We start from the raw sequence: 13,943 nt of genomic DNA, 5'->3' as shown, positions 1-13,943 counted from the left end.
AACGGATGCATAAATATGTGCATCCGTTTTTGTCGTTTAACTATTTATTTTTCACTAGTCCATTATGAAACGCATAAACCACTGCCTGTGTACGGTCTTGCACTTCAAGCTTTGCTAAAATATTGCTAACATGTGTTTTAACTGTCTTTAGTGCAATAAATAATTCATCTGCTATTTCTTGATTGGTTTTTCCTTGGGCTACAAGAAGGAGAACTTCCGTTTCACGATCAGTTAATTGATCGTGTAAAGCAGCGGTTGTATTGGAACGCATTTTTTGCATCATTTTCGTCGTTACTTCAGGCTCTAAAACAGATTCACCTTTCATCGTTTTTCGGATTGCATCGGCAATTTGTTTCGCATTGGATGTTTTCAATATATAACTTACAGCACCTGCTTCTAAAGCAGGGTATACTTTATCATCATCTAAGAAACTCGTCACCATCATAATTTTTGCTTCAGGCCACTGTTTTAAAATTTCAGCTGTCGCTTCAGCTCCAGTCATTACTGGCATAACGTTATCCATTAAAATTAAATCTGGACGAAGCTTTAAAGCAAGTTCCACCGCTTCTTTGCCATTTTCTGCTTCTCCGACAACAGTCATATCAGCTTGTGCGGAAAGGTAAGCGGAAACGCCAATGCGAACCATTTCATGATCATCCGCTATTAATACATTTATCATTTTGTCACCCCAATCATGTAAGTGATTATTTAACTATCTTCGGAAGCATTTAAATCCGCTGCCTCTGAAAGTTCATCAGTATTCTGTCTCATCTTTAGAGGTACCTTCACTTCAACAATTGTTCCTTCCCCAGGAACAGAAACAATTTTATAAATACATCCGATTTCGACTGCACGTTCTGCAATGTTTTTTAATCCGTAAGATGTTGTTTGATTGTCTTCTTCTACATTAAACCCACGTCCATTGTCCTGAATCCGTAAGATTGCCACATTGTCAGGGGCAATTAACGTTAACTCGACTTCGGTCGCCTTTGAATGGCGTAAAGTATTTGATAATGCTTCTTGTGCTATACGGAATAAATGATCTTCTTCCGCTTTTGAAAGTTCAATTTCTTCAATCTTATAATCTATATCGAAATTTACTTTCTGCTTTAATTCGAGAACGAGTCCTGTCAATCCTTCTGCTAACGTATTATTCCGCAGTGCAATTGGACGTAAATGTAATAGTAAAGCTCTCATTTCTAACTGTGCTTGTTGAACGATTTTCTCAACTTGTTGTAAAGTTTTTTGAGATTTTTCATCACCTTGTGCCTGTTCGGTCAGAGCAGACAATAACATTGAAGCCGCAAATAATTGTTGTGAAACAGAATCATGTAATTCCCGTGCTAATCGTTGTCTTTCTTGTACAATTCGTTCTTGAATGATGGCATCGTTCGAATCGACGCGTTCATTCGTTAACTTTTGTAAGCTTTTACGCTGGGTTTCAATTAATTCATTTGTTTGAAGTAATGCTTTTTTTAAGGATCTTGGAATATTCTTTTTCTTTTCCAGCGAAAATTCTGGGTCTACTAATTGTTTCACATATCGAATGGCAACGGATTCTCTCGTTTTTGAGGCAATCGCCATCCAAATACTAATAAAACAACTAATAACAAACATTGCTATAACGAAATAGGCAACAAGTGGAACGTTCTCATGACGCACTTCCCAGAGTGGTTCAAAGGTTTCTTCAACAGGCTCGCCAAGAAGGAAATAAAAGAACATAAACACCATCGTACTGAGTAACATAAACATTGTAAAAGTTCGGACGATAAATGCAATCATTGGCGGACCACCTCCACATCACCAAGCCAAGTTGCGACGTGGATGACTAATTTACGTTTCGCACCCTCAGTTTCACCATCGTCAACGAGTATATTTTCATTCATTAAACGCTTTGAAGGTGTTTGTGGAAGTTTTATCTCACCTAAGATTGTTGAGTATTGTATTCGGAACGGAATATCATAGGGAACTACGACCGTCACTTTTCCGATAGATTGGCGAATTGTAATAACGGATGTACCTACAGGTAGAATCGTTTGGGTTGTATCAATCGTTATATCTCCTAGAAACCTCTGAATGTGAACATCTTGCCATTTGTATGCTTCAAGAGGAGTAGAAGTTGTTCCAATCAAATCATTTTTATGTATTGATCCTTTTTCAAATGCTTCTCCATCCACAACGATATCATCTTGTGGCTTTTTATATTGTTTATAAAGCATGTAAATAAGAATGGCTATAACAAATAGTCTTAAAGTAAAAACGTTTAAAACCGCTAAAAAGGCGAAAAAGCAACCAATCCAAAACATGGTTTTATTGCGCTTTTTAAAACTATAATAAAATAAAAATCCTGTAATGATGAGTAAGAAGGCACCGCCATTATTAAAAACAGTAAGCTCAGCGAATACAATTAAAAGCAAAATAATTAGTGCAGTAGTTAGTTGATCGGTTGTAAATTTGTTCATCATTAGGTACCTCCTTTGCATCGAGTTTGATGATTAACGTAAGAAGAGAGAAAGCGATAGATTGCTTTCTCTAATTCTTACCTATTATACCATTACATAGTTTCTACGTCGTTTGATATAGAATTTGATTTTTTATTCTTTTCAAGGTGTGCTAGACGTGTTTCAAGCATCGTTACTTCATATTTATTATCAATTTTCGTTGATAAGTGGTCAATATAAGAAGATAGGTCTTCAAAGCTCGTCTCGTTTTTCGATTCAATAATGTGATCCATTTTATGGTGTGCGCGGACTACATTTTCTTTGCCCATCAATTGTAATTGGCGAACTTTCATATCTTTAATTTTATGTTTCATCGTTTCATATTTAGTCTCAAGTTCAAAGATTTGAACTTTTGCAGTTTCCAAGCTAGTTTGAATTGTCGATTGACGTACTGTATAAACTTCCACTTCTTGTTGTGCGAAGGCAATTAAATCTGCTTCATTTGCTTCCGTTGCTAATGATAGCTGTGCTGTACGTTTTTCTAACATTGCAGTTGCTTCTTTTAATTCGCGATCTAATTTTTCTTTTAATTCCACTTGTCTTTGAAGTAGTTTTCCTGTTTGTTCTGTTTGTTTTTCTGCCTCACGAATGTATTGGTTAAGCATAGCGATTGGGTTTTTGTTTTCCTTTTTGTCGAAAAATTCGTGTAAGTCCGCTTGAATTTGGTATTTAAATCTTGTTAATAAACTTGTCATTTTTATTCTCTCCTTTAAATTTGAATATTTGTAGAGGGAGGGGATTCCTCCCTCGGGGTTTATTTTGTTATGTTTGACCATTCTCTTTCAAAGTTTGTGAATGGGTCATCTGTTTTACTTGATGTTGGAATACTCAGTTTTACATCTTCGTCTTTCCATTTTTTATAAAGTACATAAAGGATGACGATTGCAACAATACCGATAATTGCTGGAATGTTTGAGATGGCTGATAAGATACCGACAATCCCAAGAATAATCCACATGACTTTTGAAAATGTTGTCTTACTTTTCACATAGAAGTGCATTGCTAGGAAGACTAATAACGCCGAGAACGCTAGACCAATGATTGGACCGACCATGGCAAGAGCGATGATAAACGTAATCCCACCAGCAATTAATAGTAAAAGTTTTTTCATTTTGTTTAGCTCCTTTCGAATAGCAGATTAGATCTGCATAAGTGCAACTAGGCTAATCACCAATTGGATTGGCGCTCAGCCAAGTTTTACTAATACCCTAATGTTACCTTTCATCTATTTTTTCTAAAACGGACTGGAAATTGATTTTCAACTAGGTCTAGAGGCTGAGGTGGGGTAGGAGTAGAGTGCTATTTATGCGTATTTACTCTTTTTTGACAAAAATAGAACTGGTATGATGACAGTATGTGACAAAATATTCAGAAAGTTTTAGGTATAATTGCAAATATGGAGAGGAGGACGAATATGAGAATATATTCAATATTTAATATTAGAAAAGAATATCAATCATTTATATTTGGTAGAGAACGCATGCTATTAGAAATGGTCCGAACGCAAGACAAAGCACAAGAGTCCTCTGTAAGCAAGCAACTTAGTTTTATATGTGAACCTTTAGAGGCGTCAAATGTAAGAGGGCAAATCTTTGAGCATTTACAAAAACGTTTTCCAGATTCAACATTTGCGGAAGATACATTGAAAATCGAACATCAAATTAAAGGTGAAATAAAAATTAAATTGCGTAAATACTATATAGAAGCAATTTGTGAAGGATCACGCATGCTGGATTTAGACTTGTTCCAAACGCTTGGCAAAATTAATGATTCATTCCTAGCCTTTAATAAAGAAGAGGCTGAATGCGGTTGGTTAAAGCCAATTAAGCACCTTACGTACTAAAGCACTATTACTTTTTCCTGTTGAATATTAGAAAAAACTTTTGAAATGCTAGAAACGATAGAAGTTATAGTGTATAATCCTTCATGGAGAGTTTTTCTCGAAGACAAGCGTTATTGTGGAGGAGGTTGGCACAGCATATGCCTTTATGGTTAGGAATTTTACTTATCGTAGTAGCGTTAATAGGGGGCACTTTCTTAGGTTTCTTTATGGCCCGTCAATATATGATGAAATATTTAAAAGAAAACCCACCAATTAATGAACAAATGATCCGTGTAATGATGTCTCAAATGGGACGTAAACCATCAGAAAAGCAAGTTCGTCAAATGATGTCTCAAATGAACAAATTACAAGACAAATAACAACCAACCTAACAACAGTTTTGACAGGAAGCTGTTGTTTTTTATTTTGCTTTTTTTAATTGTGTGTGTACCAGGTACACACACAACTCAGGAACAATTCAGAATTGTTCGGGTGACAGGTACACAAACGATTCTGAATGTTCAGAATAGAACTTGTACCAGGTACACACACAATTCAGGAACAATTCTGAAAATTTAAAGGTGCTCCAGGATAGATGGAGCACCTTTTGTTTATCGTATTAAGATTCGGAAGTGGACTGTTGATTTTTGTTATAAACATATTGCTCTAAAAAATCTCTTACCGTCTTTTCATACTCTCCTGGGTTCTCATTGAAAGATTGAGCATGGGCACCTTTTTCAAAGAGCTTTATCATTTTTGGCTCTTTTTTCACTTCGTACATTTCTTCTGACATTTCTGGTAAGATGAATTCGTCTTGTAAGCTATGGACAAAGAGGACTGGTGTTTCGATATTTGCCACAGCTTCTTTAGGTGAGACGTCCCATATTGAATAACCATCGCGGATTCGAAGGAAAAGATTCGCTAAATGAACAGGTAATTTCGTACGGAGAGCAGTTTGCTTCTTAATAACGTGTGTAACTTGCTTTGAAAAATCTGAAAACGCACAATCAGCAATATAAAAATCTGCATTGTCCTCAAGTGACCCCGCATATAGTAAAGTTGTTGCAGCCCCCATGGATTCTCCGTGAACTCCTAGAATGGCATCATCGCCAATAATCGAACGAACCGTATTCACAACTGCCTGTAAATCAAATTTTTCATAATGGCCATAACTTGTCGTTTTTCCACCTGATTCACCATGTCTTCGGTGGTCGAAAACAAATGTATTAAAGCCAAGACGCTCATACATTCTTGCATATTTCATTGAATTTAATTTATTTTCAGTTACACCATGACTAATAATCACAGTATTTTTTGTATCCAGTGGTTGTAAAAATACACCTTTTACTTGGTAACCATTTGGAGAATCAATAAGCATTTCTTCTTTTCGACATTTGTTGTACCAAACTTCATCAAAACGTTGTGCTTTTATTTCACGGTCGTAGATGAATTGATCGTCCTTCTTTTTAATATACATTAATTTATTCGTTACAAAAATGCCGAACACAGTGGTTGCTGCGGATATCGCGGTTGTAAAAATACTTGATAATATAAGAACTTTCCGTCGTTTCATAAAAACACCTCGATTTCCTATAATTTAAATAGACTTCATGCACCACAAACAATAACTTATTTTAGCACGGGATTGTAAATAAGGTATTAAATCAAATTCGACTCGAAATAAAATGGAAAATTTGTTAAAATCGCATTACGAGACGAGAAAAATTACGCACAGTCTTCTTACTACTATTTTACGCAAAAAGCCCGTAAGAAGTTCTCGATGACTCGTCTAAAAGTAGCTGATATTTATGAAAAGTAGGTGTTTATCATGGCAAAAAAGAAAAAAATGAACCAAAAAAATGTAAATCAAAATTCGAATACAAAACAAGAATCTCTTACATTACAAGATCAGCTAAATAGCGATGTTTTAACAAAATTAAAACTTGCGAAAAAAGGCTTAGTGGATGAAGCGGAAGCAAAAGAAGCGGAACGCCAAGCCCAACTCGCTTTTGAACGTAAACAACGTGAAAAAAATATGAGCTTTGAAGAATTACTTGAAAAGTACGGAGATCAAGGATCGAAGTTTTAGGTGGATTGTATAATAAAAGTAAAGTAAAGGCGCTCTTATTGACAAATTCGGACAGAGTTTTGTCGATAGGAGCGCTATTTTACTTAAAAGAATAGAAATTCATTTATAAGGTCACAAATAATAGCGATATGTGCCCGAACAGTATAGAAATTTAAGTAAAAGGTAACATAGAACGGCCCTATGTTACCAATTAGGATAAAACTCCAAGTAAAAGGTAGCATAGAAAGGCGCTATGTGTCCAAACAGGATAGAACTCCAAGTAAATGGTTACATAGAACGGCCCTATGTGCCCCATCAGGATAAATATCCAATTAAAAAGTAACATAGAACCACTCTATGTGCCCTAACAGGATACAACTACAAGTAAAAGGTCACATAGAAAAGCACTATGTGACCTTACTATTATACAAAGATTTAATCCCGACGACCTAATACTACCTTCTCGTTTTCCGCATCCCATACATAAAGAACAACAAAATAAACCAAATCGGCGTAAGCAATAACGCTGGGCGCGTATCATCAGAAACAAACATAATCCCTAAAATCGTCACAAAGATTACTAAAACCACATAGTTAATAAATGGCGTAAGTGGTGCTTTGAATTTTGACTTCCTATGTAAATCAGGACGTTTTTTCATATAAACGATGTGCGAAATTAAAATAATACTCCAAACCCATATGAAACAAATTGCACTGATCGTTGTCACGATACCAAAAGCTGAATCAGGTATTGCGTAACTCAATAATGCACCTACTGAAACAACAACTGCAGAAGTGAAAAGTGCGTTACCAGGGACATGGTTTTTATTTAACTTACCAAACGATTTTGGTGCTTGGTTATGTTTACTTAAGTTAAACATCATACGACTTGTGGAGAACAATCCACTGTTCCCAGCAGAGGCTGCTGACGTTAAAACAACAAAGTTAATAATACCAGCAGCTACTGGAATCCCAACCAAAGTAAATACTTGTACAAATGGACTACTTGCTGCATTTAATTCTGTCCAAGGATTAATACATAAAATAACGAACACCGCTCCAACGTAGAACAACAAAATACGAACAGGGATTTTGTTAATCGCAGAAGGGATATTTTTAGCCGGGTTTGACGTCTCCGCAGCAGAAACCCCAACTAATTCAACCCCAACAAATGAGAACACAACCATTTGGAAAGCGAATAAAAACCCAGCCACACCATTAGGGAAGAATCCACCGTGTTCCCATAGATTAGATACCGATACATAACCTGTATCTGTTTGGAAACCAATAACGATCATTACAATCCCGATAATGATTAATGCAACAATCGTGATCACCTTAATAATCGCAAACCAAAACTCTAATTCTCCGAATAGTTTTACAGTTAATAAATTTAACCCTAGTAAAATTACTAAACAAATTAAAGCTGGTACCCACTGAGGGATATCAAACCAGTAACGAGCGTAAACACCGACAGCAATTATGTCTGCCATAGCTGTCATAATCCAGCAGAACCAATAAGTCCAACCTGTTATATAACCTGCCCAATCCCCAAGATAATCTGACGCAAATTCAGTAAAAGATTGGTAGCCTTTGTTCGATAATAATAATTCACCTAAAGCCCGCATTACAAAAAACACTGCAACTCCAATGATTAAATAGACGAGTAGAACAGAGGGACCGGCTTTTTCAATTGCAGCTCCAGAACCTAGAAATAACCCAGTTCCAATGGTTCCGCCAATTGCAATTAATTGAACATGCCGGTTTTTTAAATCGCGTTTTAACTCTTGATGTGCCATACATAAAGCCCCCAATAATAGAATATATAGTTAAAACCTCAGACTCATCTTGGAATAGAATACATGATCTATTTCCAACATCCTTTTTATAAAACAAAAAAGAGATGGCCCGGGAGCCATCTCTAAAAGTAAAGGGAAAGAGAAAAAAATAATAGCAATAGTAAACTATTTTTCCTTAACTGTTCCTGTCCTTTTGCCTGAGATTGTGAACCCTTCGGCGCCGCTTATGCGGACTCTCCAGAAATTGCTCCAGCTATAGTTGACCCATAGCCTTCATTGCAAGATATGTAGTTTTTTATAAGATTACAACAAAAACTTTCAATTAAAAGTTTATAAGAATAGTAACAGTTCTTCTCTTAACTGACAAGAGTGGGGAAGAAGTATAGAATTAAAATTAATAGAAAAACAATGTATGTTTTAGAATGGTTTTTATATAGAACAGTAAATATTGTAATAAATAAGAATAATAAAAATAGTTTAACAAGTCAGAACAAAACAAAAAAACTGACATCAAATGTCAGTTTGTATAGGATTTTATTTTTCTATTATTAATTATTTCTCTAAAGATAATCATAAGTTTACACAAAATCACAAAAGTGATTGCGCCTGCCGTATCGATCATTACATCGTGAAAATCTCCTGTACGACCAGCTAGAAAAGTTTGTCGATACTCATCAATGCAAGCAAGAGCAAATGTCGTTAAAATCGCATAAATTACTGCTAACTTCATCTTGAATTTTCTAAATACGATATAAAATAAGCTAGCTAACAAACCAAAACCGATAAAATGGAAACTCTTTCTTATTAAAAATTCAACAAAATGATAATAACCGCGTGTTTCAACGGAAATAGTCGTATCCCAGTATCTCAGTTCAATGCGGCTTAACAAATCGTAAAATGGCTTGTCCGCTAAAAGTGTTCTTAACGATGGAATAAGCGTTTGCTGTTGATAAGTCGTATTTGAAAATATGATTAAAATTGCCAAGCCAACACCTAAAAGGATTAAATATTTTTTCATCGATGCTCAGCGTAAACGTCCAATTTAACGAAATTTTTTATGGACTCAATATTGCTAATTTGTTGTGCTTTTTCATATGACGACAGATTTTCGAGGAGCTGTTTTTCATTTCTTGCTCCAATAACAGTAGACGCGATTACCGGATGACTTAAATTAAATGCTAATGAAGCTGCATGAACGTCACCGAATTCCTCTTCAATACGTCGTAGTACTTCAACTAATTCCTCTTTCGAATAACTCATATATCCATTAGAGTTTTCACTACGTGTTTTCCATTCATTTGTTAACAAACCTTTGGCAATGGAACCACGTGTCACAACAGATGCACCAGAGTTTTGAATTGATTCAAACCACTCTTCTGCACGACGATCTAAAATACTATATTGCATCATGTTCGAAATGGCAGCGCTATTTTTAAAGAACGGGTTAAAAACATTCGGACGAATAGAAGAAATTCCGTACTCTCGAATCAATCCTTCTTTTTTCAATTTCTCAAAAGCATAAATAATTTCATGCCATGAATCATCAATTGTTCCACCGTGGAGCTGGTAAATGTCAATGTAATCAGTTTTCAAACGAAGCAAACTTTCTTTCAAACCTTCCTCGATGTGCGCGGGTGACGCATCCCAATGCCAACCATTTCCGTCCGGGTTCCACACATTGCCAACTTTTGTCGCAAGGACAATGTTATGGCGATAAGCCTTCAAACATTCTCCGACGATTTCTTCATTTCTTCCTTTGTCGTATAAATCCGCAGTATCAAAGTAATTCATTCCACGATCAATCGCAAGCTCGATGACTGGTTTTGCTTCATTCACATTTGTTGGGAGGGACATGCATCCCAAACTTAGTTCTGAAATTTCAATCGTACTATTTCCAACTTTTCTATTCCTCACAGCATGAACCTCTTTTCTATTTCTAATTATTATCCATAATAATGGTACAATGAAACAAAACATAACGACAAGTGAGGGCACTTTTATATGAAAAAGTTTGAAGAAAAAACGATTCATTCTGAACCAATTTTTAAAGGGAAAGTAATTTCGGTAAAAGTAGATGATGTTATTCTTCCAAATGGCAACGAGTCGAAGAGGGAGATTGTAAATCACCCTGGAGCTGTAGCCATTATTCCTATCACTGATGACGGTAAAATTATTTTGGTGGAACAATATAGAAAAGCTCTTGAAAGATCCATTATTGAAATTCCTGCAGGTAAGTTAGAAAAAGGGGAGGCACCTGAAACGACAGCTAGAAGAGAATTAGAAGAGGAAACAGGTTATGGGTGTCATGAACTTACCTATATTCAATCTTTTGCTACTTCACCAGGCTTTGCAGATGAAGTGATTCATCTCTATGCTGCAAAACAACTTTTCACAATTGAAGATAAAGCAGATCTAGATGAAGACGAGTTTGTCTCACTCATGGAAGTAACCCTTGAAGAAGCTGAAAAAATGGTTCAAGAACAAAAAATCTACGACGCAAAAACCGCATTCGCCATCCTTTGGCTAAAACTCGAACAATCTAAATAATTTCAGAATATTTCGAATTGTTTGTGCACCTGGTACACAAACTTTTTAAATTTTCAGAATAGTTTGCGTACCTGGTACACAAACTCTTTCGAATTTTAAGAATTGTTCCGGTGCCAGGTACTTTTATAAAAAGAGGAAATAATCCAAAAAGTGCTAGTTTTTCTGGTGAAAATTTAAACTATTAAAATATCATATTGATAGAGAACGAGCATAAGATGTATCAACGAAAGGAGAATGCTTATGTTTCGTTCTACTATACTTATACAATATGCGGTTATTTTAGCGATTAGTTTTGTGAGCGGTGTAATTATATTTCAGGCGTTTGCCTTGGACAAGTCCATCCAACTAATCGAATTGATCGATGCTAGAGTAATTGACCCTTATAATGTATCATTTTGGCAAACAATTCTTCCTCTAGGAGTATCTATTCTTTTAGTTCTTCTTTTTGCAACACATCCGTACATTCCTTTTGTTGCCCAATTTGTTGTGGCAGTTAGAGCAACATTCTTTGGGTTTAGTTCGGTATTTTTACTAACACAACAAGAGTCAATGGCAGTATATAGTCTTTGGTGGTTTCCGTTTCAGTTAATATACTGCATACTACTACTCATATTATGTTCGGTTTATACATCGAAAAAAGTAGGGCCAAATCGGAGGCATTTTTTCGCCCAAAATCTATTTGTCATGCTATTAGTAGGTTTTGTAGGGTTATGTATACTAGAAGTTATCGTTATATCATATGTCTTTTAACGAAATCGTCACTATATAAGCATTTTTGAATAAAACCTCCCTTGTAATCACTTTTACTCATTTGGTATAATGAGATGAGTTTAGGAGGGCGTCGTATGGAAAGCCGTATCGATCGTATAAAAAAGCAATTACATAGTGCTGGCTATAAACTGACGCCACAGCGAGAAGCGACAGTGGCAGTGCTATTAGAACATGAAGAAGATCATTTAAGCGCTGAAGATGTATATTTACTAGTAAAAGATAAAGCACCAGAAATCGGGTTAGCAACAGTTTATCGTACATTAGAGTTACTGACAGAATTGAAAATTGTCGATAAAATTAACTTTGGTGATGGGGTTTCCCGTTATGATTTGAGACAAGAAGGTGCCAAACATTTCCACCATCACTTAGTATGTATTGAGTGTGGATCTGTTGATGAAATTCAAGAAGACTTATTAGACGATGTGGAAGCTGTAGTAGAACGACGATGGAACTTTATTATTAAAGATCATCGACTAACATTCCACGGAATTTGTTGGCGCTGTACTGAAAGTAAAGGTAAATAATCGTAAATTGGTAGAGTACTGTATTGAAAAAAGAATACAGTACTTTTTAATTGTCGAATTTCCTCGAAAACAACAAAACGATCCTTCATAAATTCTACAGAAGGATCGTTTTTAACTACTTATAATCCTATTTTTGTTTTATTTACCTCTTTAATATCTTCAATATTTGCAATTCGTAACATCCCATCAACGTATTCAAGCGTATAACGTTTTTCACGTTCGTAATACCATGTTCCATCTTCTTCAGAAGTAAACTCAAATGTTTCCAGTGAATCTAATGTTAAACTATTCGCTGATAGTGGCTGTACATCAACTACATCATTTGAAATGAAATAATAATAGTAGAAGCCCAAATCTTCATGCTCGACTACAAATTTTTCATAATCCTTTTTAAGTTGACTACCCTCGATGAAATAATCCTCAACATAGCTAAAGTCTGCTGAATTTACGGCGTATTCATAATCCCATCTGAAATTATAAAATAATTGTTCAGCATCCCAACTGTAATAATCATAGAAATCTTGAATAGCATACTGTTCTTGAACTTCAGCAAAATAAATATGCGTATCATATTCAGATAAATATAAAGTATCGGACTGAATCGTTTCACCATTACCATTCGTTGCTTCAGCATAAATTTCTACAGAACCATCCAGTGGTGCCGCGATTAATTCGATTTCACTTGCAGTTTTGCCCGTGCTTTTACCATTAATGTAAATCGTTGCTTCCTCAATATCAGAAGTTAAATAAACTAATTGATCACTTAGATCGAAGGTTAAATTATATTCATCACCTTCTAAATAGATTTCTTCTGTTAATTCATCCTCAAAATACTCATCTTTATAGTGAAGGGTATATTTATAGTTTCCAGGGGCAAATAATCCCACTTTCACTTCTTCATCATTTAGTTTTACTTTGTCGTGTCCACCAATTTTTAGCTCCATTTGATAGTCAGGGTTGTAATTATTAGCTATTACTTCAACCGGAACTATTTCAAAAGCCATTTTTTTATAAAGTAGTAGGAACGGTTCTGAAGTTACCTTAATAATTTTTCTACCGTCTGAATTTTTAACAGATGTTTTTCCTTCTATTACGGCATCTTCTAGGTCATCTAAAATCCATTCATTATCATCAACAAATTGATAAAAACTTTTTGCATCTACATATGTATTTTCAGGGAAGATGAAGGAATCCATAAATTCTTTTTCATTTTTTTCTTCAAAATGCTTCGTAATCTGATCAACCTGCCCTTTTGGATCAAACATACTTTGTAAAACGAAATGCGTCCCAATAATAAGCCCAATTAATACAATGGCAGAAATAATACCGATTTTTTTGCCACGACTTAACGGTTTTTTCTCTTTCTGTGGTGGTTCATTTTGCGAACGTTTTTGTTGTAGTTCGTCATTTACAGGGCCGTAGCCAGCAAATTGATTATGACTTTGTGGGATTTCTTGTAATGGCGTTCCACATTCTAAACAGAAATTACTAGGTTTGATAGGAACCCTTCCGCAGTTACTACATATTTGTTGTGGTTGATATTGCTCGTTATAATGTGTTGGTTGAGTCTCTTGTTGTTGATACGAATTGTTTTGATCACTAGGATCAACGTTTGGTTGGTCATTACTGTTTAACGAAGAGTTTGAAACTACTTCTTGATCTGTAGAGGGATCTAGTAAATTTTCACCGAGTTCTGGCAGTAGCTCTCCACAGTTAATACAAAACTTTTCATTTTCCGTCGATTCATGACCGCAATTTGTACATGTTCTCATTTTTAACTCCTTTTTCCAATTAGTAAACTAAAACTATAGTACCATGTTATTTGGAAAAAATTAATCCCTGATATTAGGTTGCTAGAATCATAGATGAACCATTAGAATTAATATAGAAAAATAAAATCGGAGGATATTT

General features: G+C 35.3%; 16 protein-coding genes and 1 riboswitch. Of the genes, 6 read left to right on the top strand and 10 right to left on the bottom strand.

The genetic code is table 11. The features are described from left to right. Positions 1–40: 40 nt before the first annotated feature. From CRO45_RS07575 to CRO45_RS07555, 5 genes are all read right to left on the bottom strand, one after another. On the bottom strand, positions 41–679 hold the full coding sequence (locus tag CRO45_RS07575; protein ID WP_097149065.1) for a response regulator transcription factor: 639 nt from the start codon (positions 677–679) through the stop codon (positions 41–43). 29 nt (positions 680–708) lie between these two features. After that, entirely contained in the window at positions 709–1,782 is a 1,074-nt protein-coding gene (locus CRO45_RS07570; RefSeq protein ID WP_097149064.1) for a sensor histidine kinase, read from the bottom strand. After that, complete coding sequence (gene liaF / locus CRO45_RS07565; protein ID WP_235864545.1) at positions 1,779–2,465, bottom strand: cell wall-active antibiotics response protein LiaF; 687 nt, start codon at positions 2,463–2,465, stop codon at positions 1,779–1,781. Before liaF ends, CRO45_RS07570 begins: the two co-directional genes overlap by 4 nt. Before the next feature lie 89 nt (positions 2,466–2,554). Then, a complete protein-coding gene (locus tag CRO45_RS07560) occupies positions 2,555–3,196 on the bottom strand; it encodes a PspA/IM30 family protein (protein ID WP_097149062.1) in 642 nt (213 codons plus the stop codon). Between the two features lie 59 nt (positions 3,197–3,255). Further along, complete coding sequence (locus CRO45_RS07555; RefSeq protein ID WP_097149061.1) at positions 3,256–3,612, bottom strand: lmo0954 family membrane protein; 357 nt, start codon at positions 3,610–3,612, stop codon at positions 3,256–3,258. A 303-nt stretch (positions 3,613–3,915) separates the two neighbouring features. Here CRO45_RS07555 and sirA point away from each other — a divergent pair, with 303 nt between their 5' ends. Beyond that, positions 3,916–4,344 carry a sporulation inhibitor of replication protein SirA gene (gene sirA, locus CRO45_RS07550; RefSeq protein WP_170949432.1) on the top strand — a complete coding sequence of 143 codons (429 nt, stop codon included), beginning with the start codon at positions 3,916–3,918 and terminating at the stop codon, positions 4,342–4,344. 137 nt (positions 4,345–4,481) lie between these two features. Continuing rightward, a complete protein-coding gene (locus CRO45_RS07545) occupies positions 4,482–4,703 on the top strand; it encodes a YneF family protein (RefSeq protein ID WP_097149059.1) in 222 nt (73 codons plus the stop codon). A 239-nt stretch (positions 4,704–4,942) separates the two neighbouring features. On the opposite strand, the gene CRO45_RS07540 is transcribed toward CRO45_RS07545, so the two are convergent. Beyond that, a complete protein-coding gene (locus CRO45_RS07540; protein ID WP_097149058.1) occupies positions 4,943–5,896 on the bottom strand; it encodes an alpha/beta hydrolase in 954 nt (317 codons plus the stop codon). A gap of 255 nt (positions 5,897–6,151) precedes the next feature. Here CRO45_RS07540 and CRO45_RS07535 point away from each other — a divergent pair, with 255 nt between their 5' ends. Beyond that, positions 6,152–6,412 carry a YqkE family protein gene (locus CRO45_RS07535; protein ID WP_097149057.1) on the top strand — a complete coding sequence of 87 codons (261 nt, stop codon included), beginning with the start codon at positions 6,152–6,154 and terminating at the stop codon, positions 6,410–6,412. Between the two features lie 434 nt (positions 6,413–6,846). Here CRO45_RS07535 and CRO45_RS07530 read toward each other — a convergent pair whose 3' ends face one another. The 3 genes from CRO45_RS07530 to CRO45_RS07520 all read right to left on the bottom strand — a co-directional run bounded on the left by CRO45_RS07530 (position 6,847) and on the right by CRO45_RS07520 (position 10,104). After that, positions 6,847–8,190, bottom strand: coding sequence for an amino acid permease (locus CRO45_RS07530; protein WP_097149056.1), 1,344 nt, complete (start codon positions 8,188–8,190; stop codon positions 6,847–6,849). 175 nt (positions 8,191–8,365) lie between these two features. Continuing rightward, a riboswitch (glycine riboswitch) is annotated at positions 8,366–8,441 on the bottom strand. Positions 8,442–8,707: 266 nt separating this feature from the next. Beyond that, complete coding sequence (locus CRO45_RS07525) at positions 8,708–9,208, bottom strand: VanZ family protein (RefSeq protein ID WP_097149055.1); 501 nt, start codon at positions 9,206–9,208, stop codon at positions 8,708–8,710. Beyond that, on the bottom strand, positions 9,205–10,104 hold the full coding sequence (locus tag CRO45_RS07520) for an aldo/keto reductase (protein WP_097149054.1): 900 nt from the start codon (positions 10,102–10,104) through the stop codon (positions 9,205–9,207). Before CRO45_RS07520 ends, CRO45_RS07525 begins: the two co-directional genes overlap by 4 nt. Positions 10,105–10,191: 87 nt before the next feature. Here CRO45_RS07520 and CRO45_RS07515 point away from each other — a divergent pair, with 87 nt between their 5' ends. From CRO45_RS07515 to fur, 3 genes are all read left to right on the top strand, one after another. Then, complete coding sequence (locus tag CRO45_RS07515) at positions 10,192–10,737, top strand: NUDIX domain-containing protein (protein WP_097149053.1); 546 nt, start codon at positions 10,192–10,194, stop codon at positions 10,735–10,737. 240 nt (positions 10,738–10,977) lie between these two features. Continuing rightward, entirely contained in the window at positions 10,978–11,487 is a 510-nt protein-coding gene (locus CRO45_RS07510; protein WP_097149052.1) for a hypothetical protein, read from the top strand. Between the two features lie 95 nt (positions 11,488–11,582). After that, positions 11,583–12,032 carry a ferric iron uptake transcriptional regulator gene (fur, locus tag CRO45_RS07505; RefSeq protein ID WP_097149051.1) on the top strand — a complete coding sequence of 150 codons (450 nt, stop codon included), beginning with the start codon at positions 11,583–11,585 and terminating at the stop codon, positions 12,030–12,032. A 119-nt stretch (positions 12,033–12,151) separates the two neighbouring features. Here the strand turns inward: fur and CRO45_RS07500 are convergent, their stop codons facing one another. Next, positions 12,152–13,804 carry a zinc ribbon domain-containing protein gene (locus CRO45_RS07500; protein WP_097149050.1) on the bottom strand — a complete coding sequence of 551 codons (1,653 nt, stop codon included), beginning with the start codon at positions 13,802–13,804 and terminating at the stop codon, positions 12,152–12,154. Positions 13,805–13,943 lie beyond the last annotated feature (139 nt).

Source organism: Ureibacillus acetophenoni, from assembly GCF_900220965.1.
In the GTDB taxonomy this organism is placed as follows: domain Bacteria; phylum Bacillota; class Bacilli; order Bacillales_A; family Planococcaceae; genus Ureibacillus; species Ureibacillus acetophenoni.
This window is presented reverse-complemented; position numbering and strand designations above follow the sequence as displayed.

Excerpts from the sequence above, each read along its gene's own strand:
- CRO45_RS07575 (WP_097149065.1), bottom strand. The coding sequence starts at position 679 with ATGATAAATGTATTAATAGCGGATGATCATGAAATGGTTCGCATTGGC.
- CRO45_RS07570 (WP_097149064.1), bottom strand. The coding sequence starts at position 1,782 with ATGATTGCATTTATCGTCCGAACTTTTACAATGTTTATGTTACTCAGT.
- liaF (WP_235864545.1), bottom strand. The coding sequence starts at position 2,465 with ATGATGAACAAATTTACAACCGATCAACTAACTACTGCACTAATTATT.
- CRO45_RS07560 (WP_097149062.1), bottom strand. The coding sequence starts at position 3,196 with ATGACAAGTTTATTAACAAGATTTAAATACCAAATTCAAGCGGACTTA.
- CRO45_RS07555 (WP_097149061.1), bottom strand. The coding sequence starts at position 3,612 with ATGAAAAAACTTTTACTATTAATTGCTGGTGGGATTACGTTTATCATC.
- sirA (WP_170949432.1), top strand. The coding sequence starts at position 3,916 with ATGAGAATATATTCAATATTTAATATTAGAAAAGAATATCAATCATTT.
- CRO45_RS07545 (WP_097149059.1), top strand. The coding sequence starts at position 4,482 with ATGCCTTTATGGTTAGGAATTTTACTTATCGTAGTAGCGTTAATAGGG.
- CRO45_RS07540 (WP_097149058.1), bottom strand. The coding sequence starts at position 5,896 with ATGAAACGACGGAAAGTTCTTATATTATCAAGTATTTTTACAACCGCG.
- CRO45_RS07535 (WP_097149057.1), top strand. The coding sequence starts at position 6,152 with ATGGCAAAAAAGAAAAAAATGAACCAAAAAAATGTAAATCAAAATTCG.
- CRO45_RS07530 (WP_097149056.1), bottom strand. The coding sequence starts at position 8,190 with ATGGCACATCAAGAGTTAAAACGCGATTTAAAAAACCGGCATGTTCAA.
- CRO45_RS07525 (WP_097149055.1), bottom strand. The coding sequence starts at position 9,208 with ATGAAAAAATATTTAATCCTTTTAGGTGTTGGCTTGGCAATTTTAATC.
- CRO45_RS07515 (WP_097149053.1), top strand. The coding sequence starts at position 10,192 with ATGAAAAAGTTTGAAGAAAAAACGATTCATTCTGAACCAATTTTTAAA.
- CRO45_RS07510 (WP_097149052.1), top strand. The coding sequence starts at position 10,978 with ATGTTTCGTTCTACTATACTTATACAATATGCGGTTATTTTAGCGATT.
- fur (WP_097149051.1), top strand. The coding sequence starts at position 11,583 with ATGGAAAGCCGTATCGATCGTATAAAAAAGCAATTACATAGTGCTGGC.
- CRO45_RS07500 (WP_097149050.1), bottom strand. The coding sequence starts at position 13,804 with ATGAGAACATGTACAAATTGCGGTCATGAATCGACGGAAAATGAAAAG.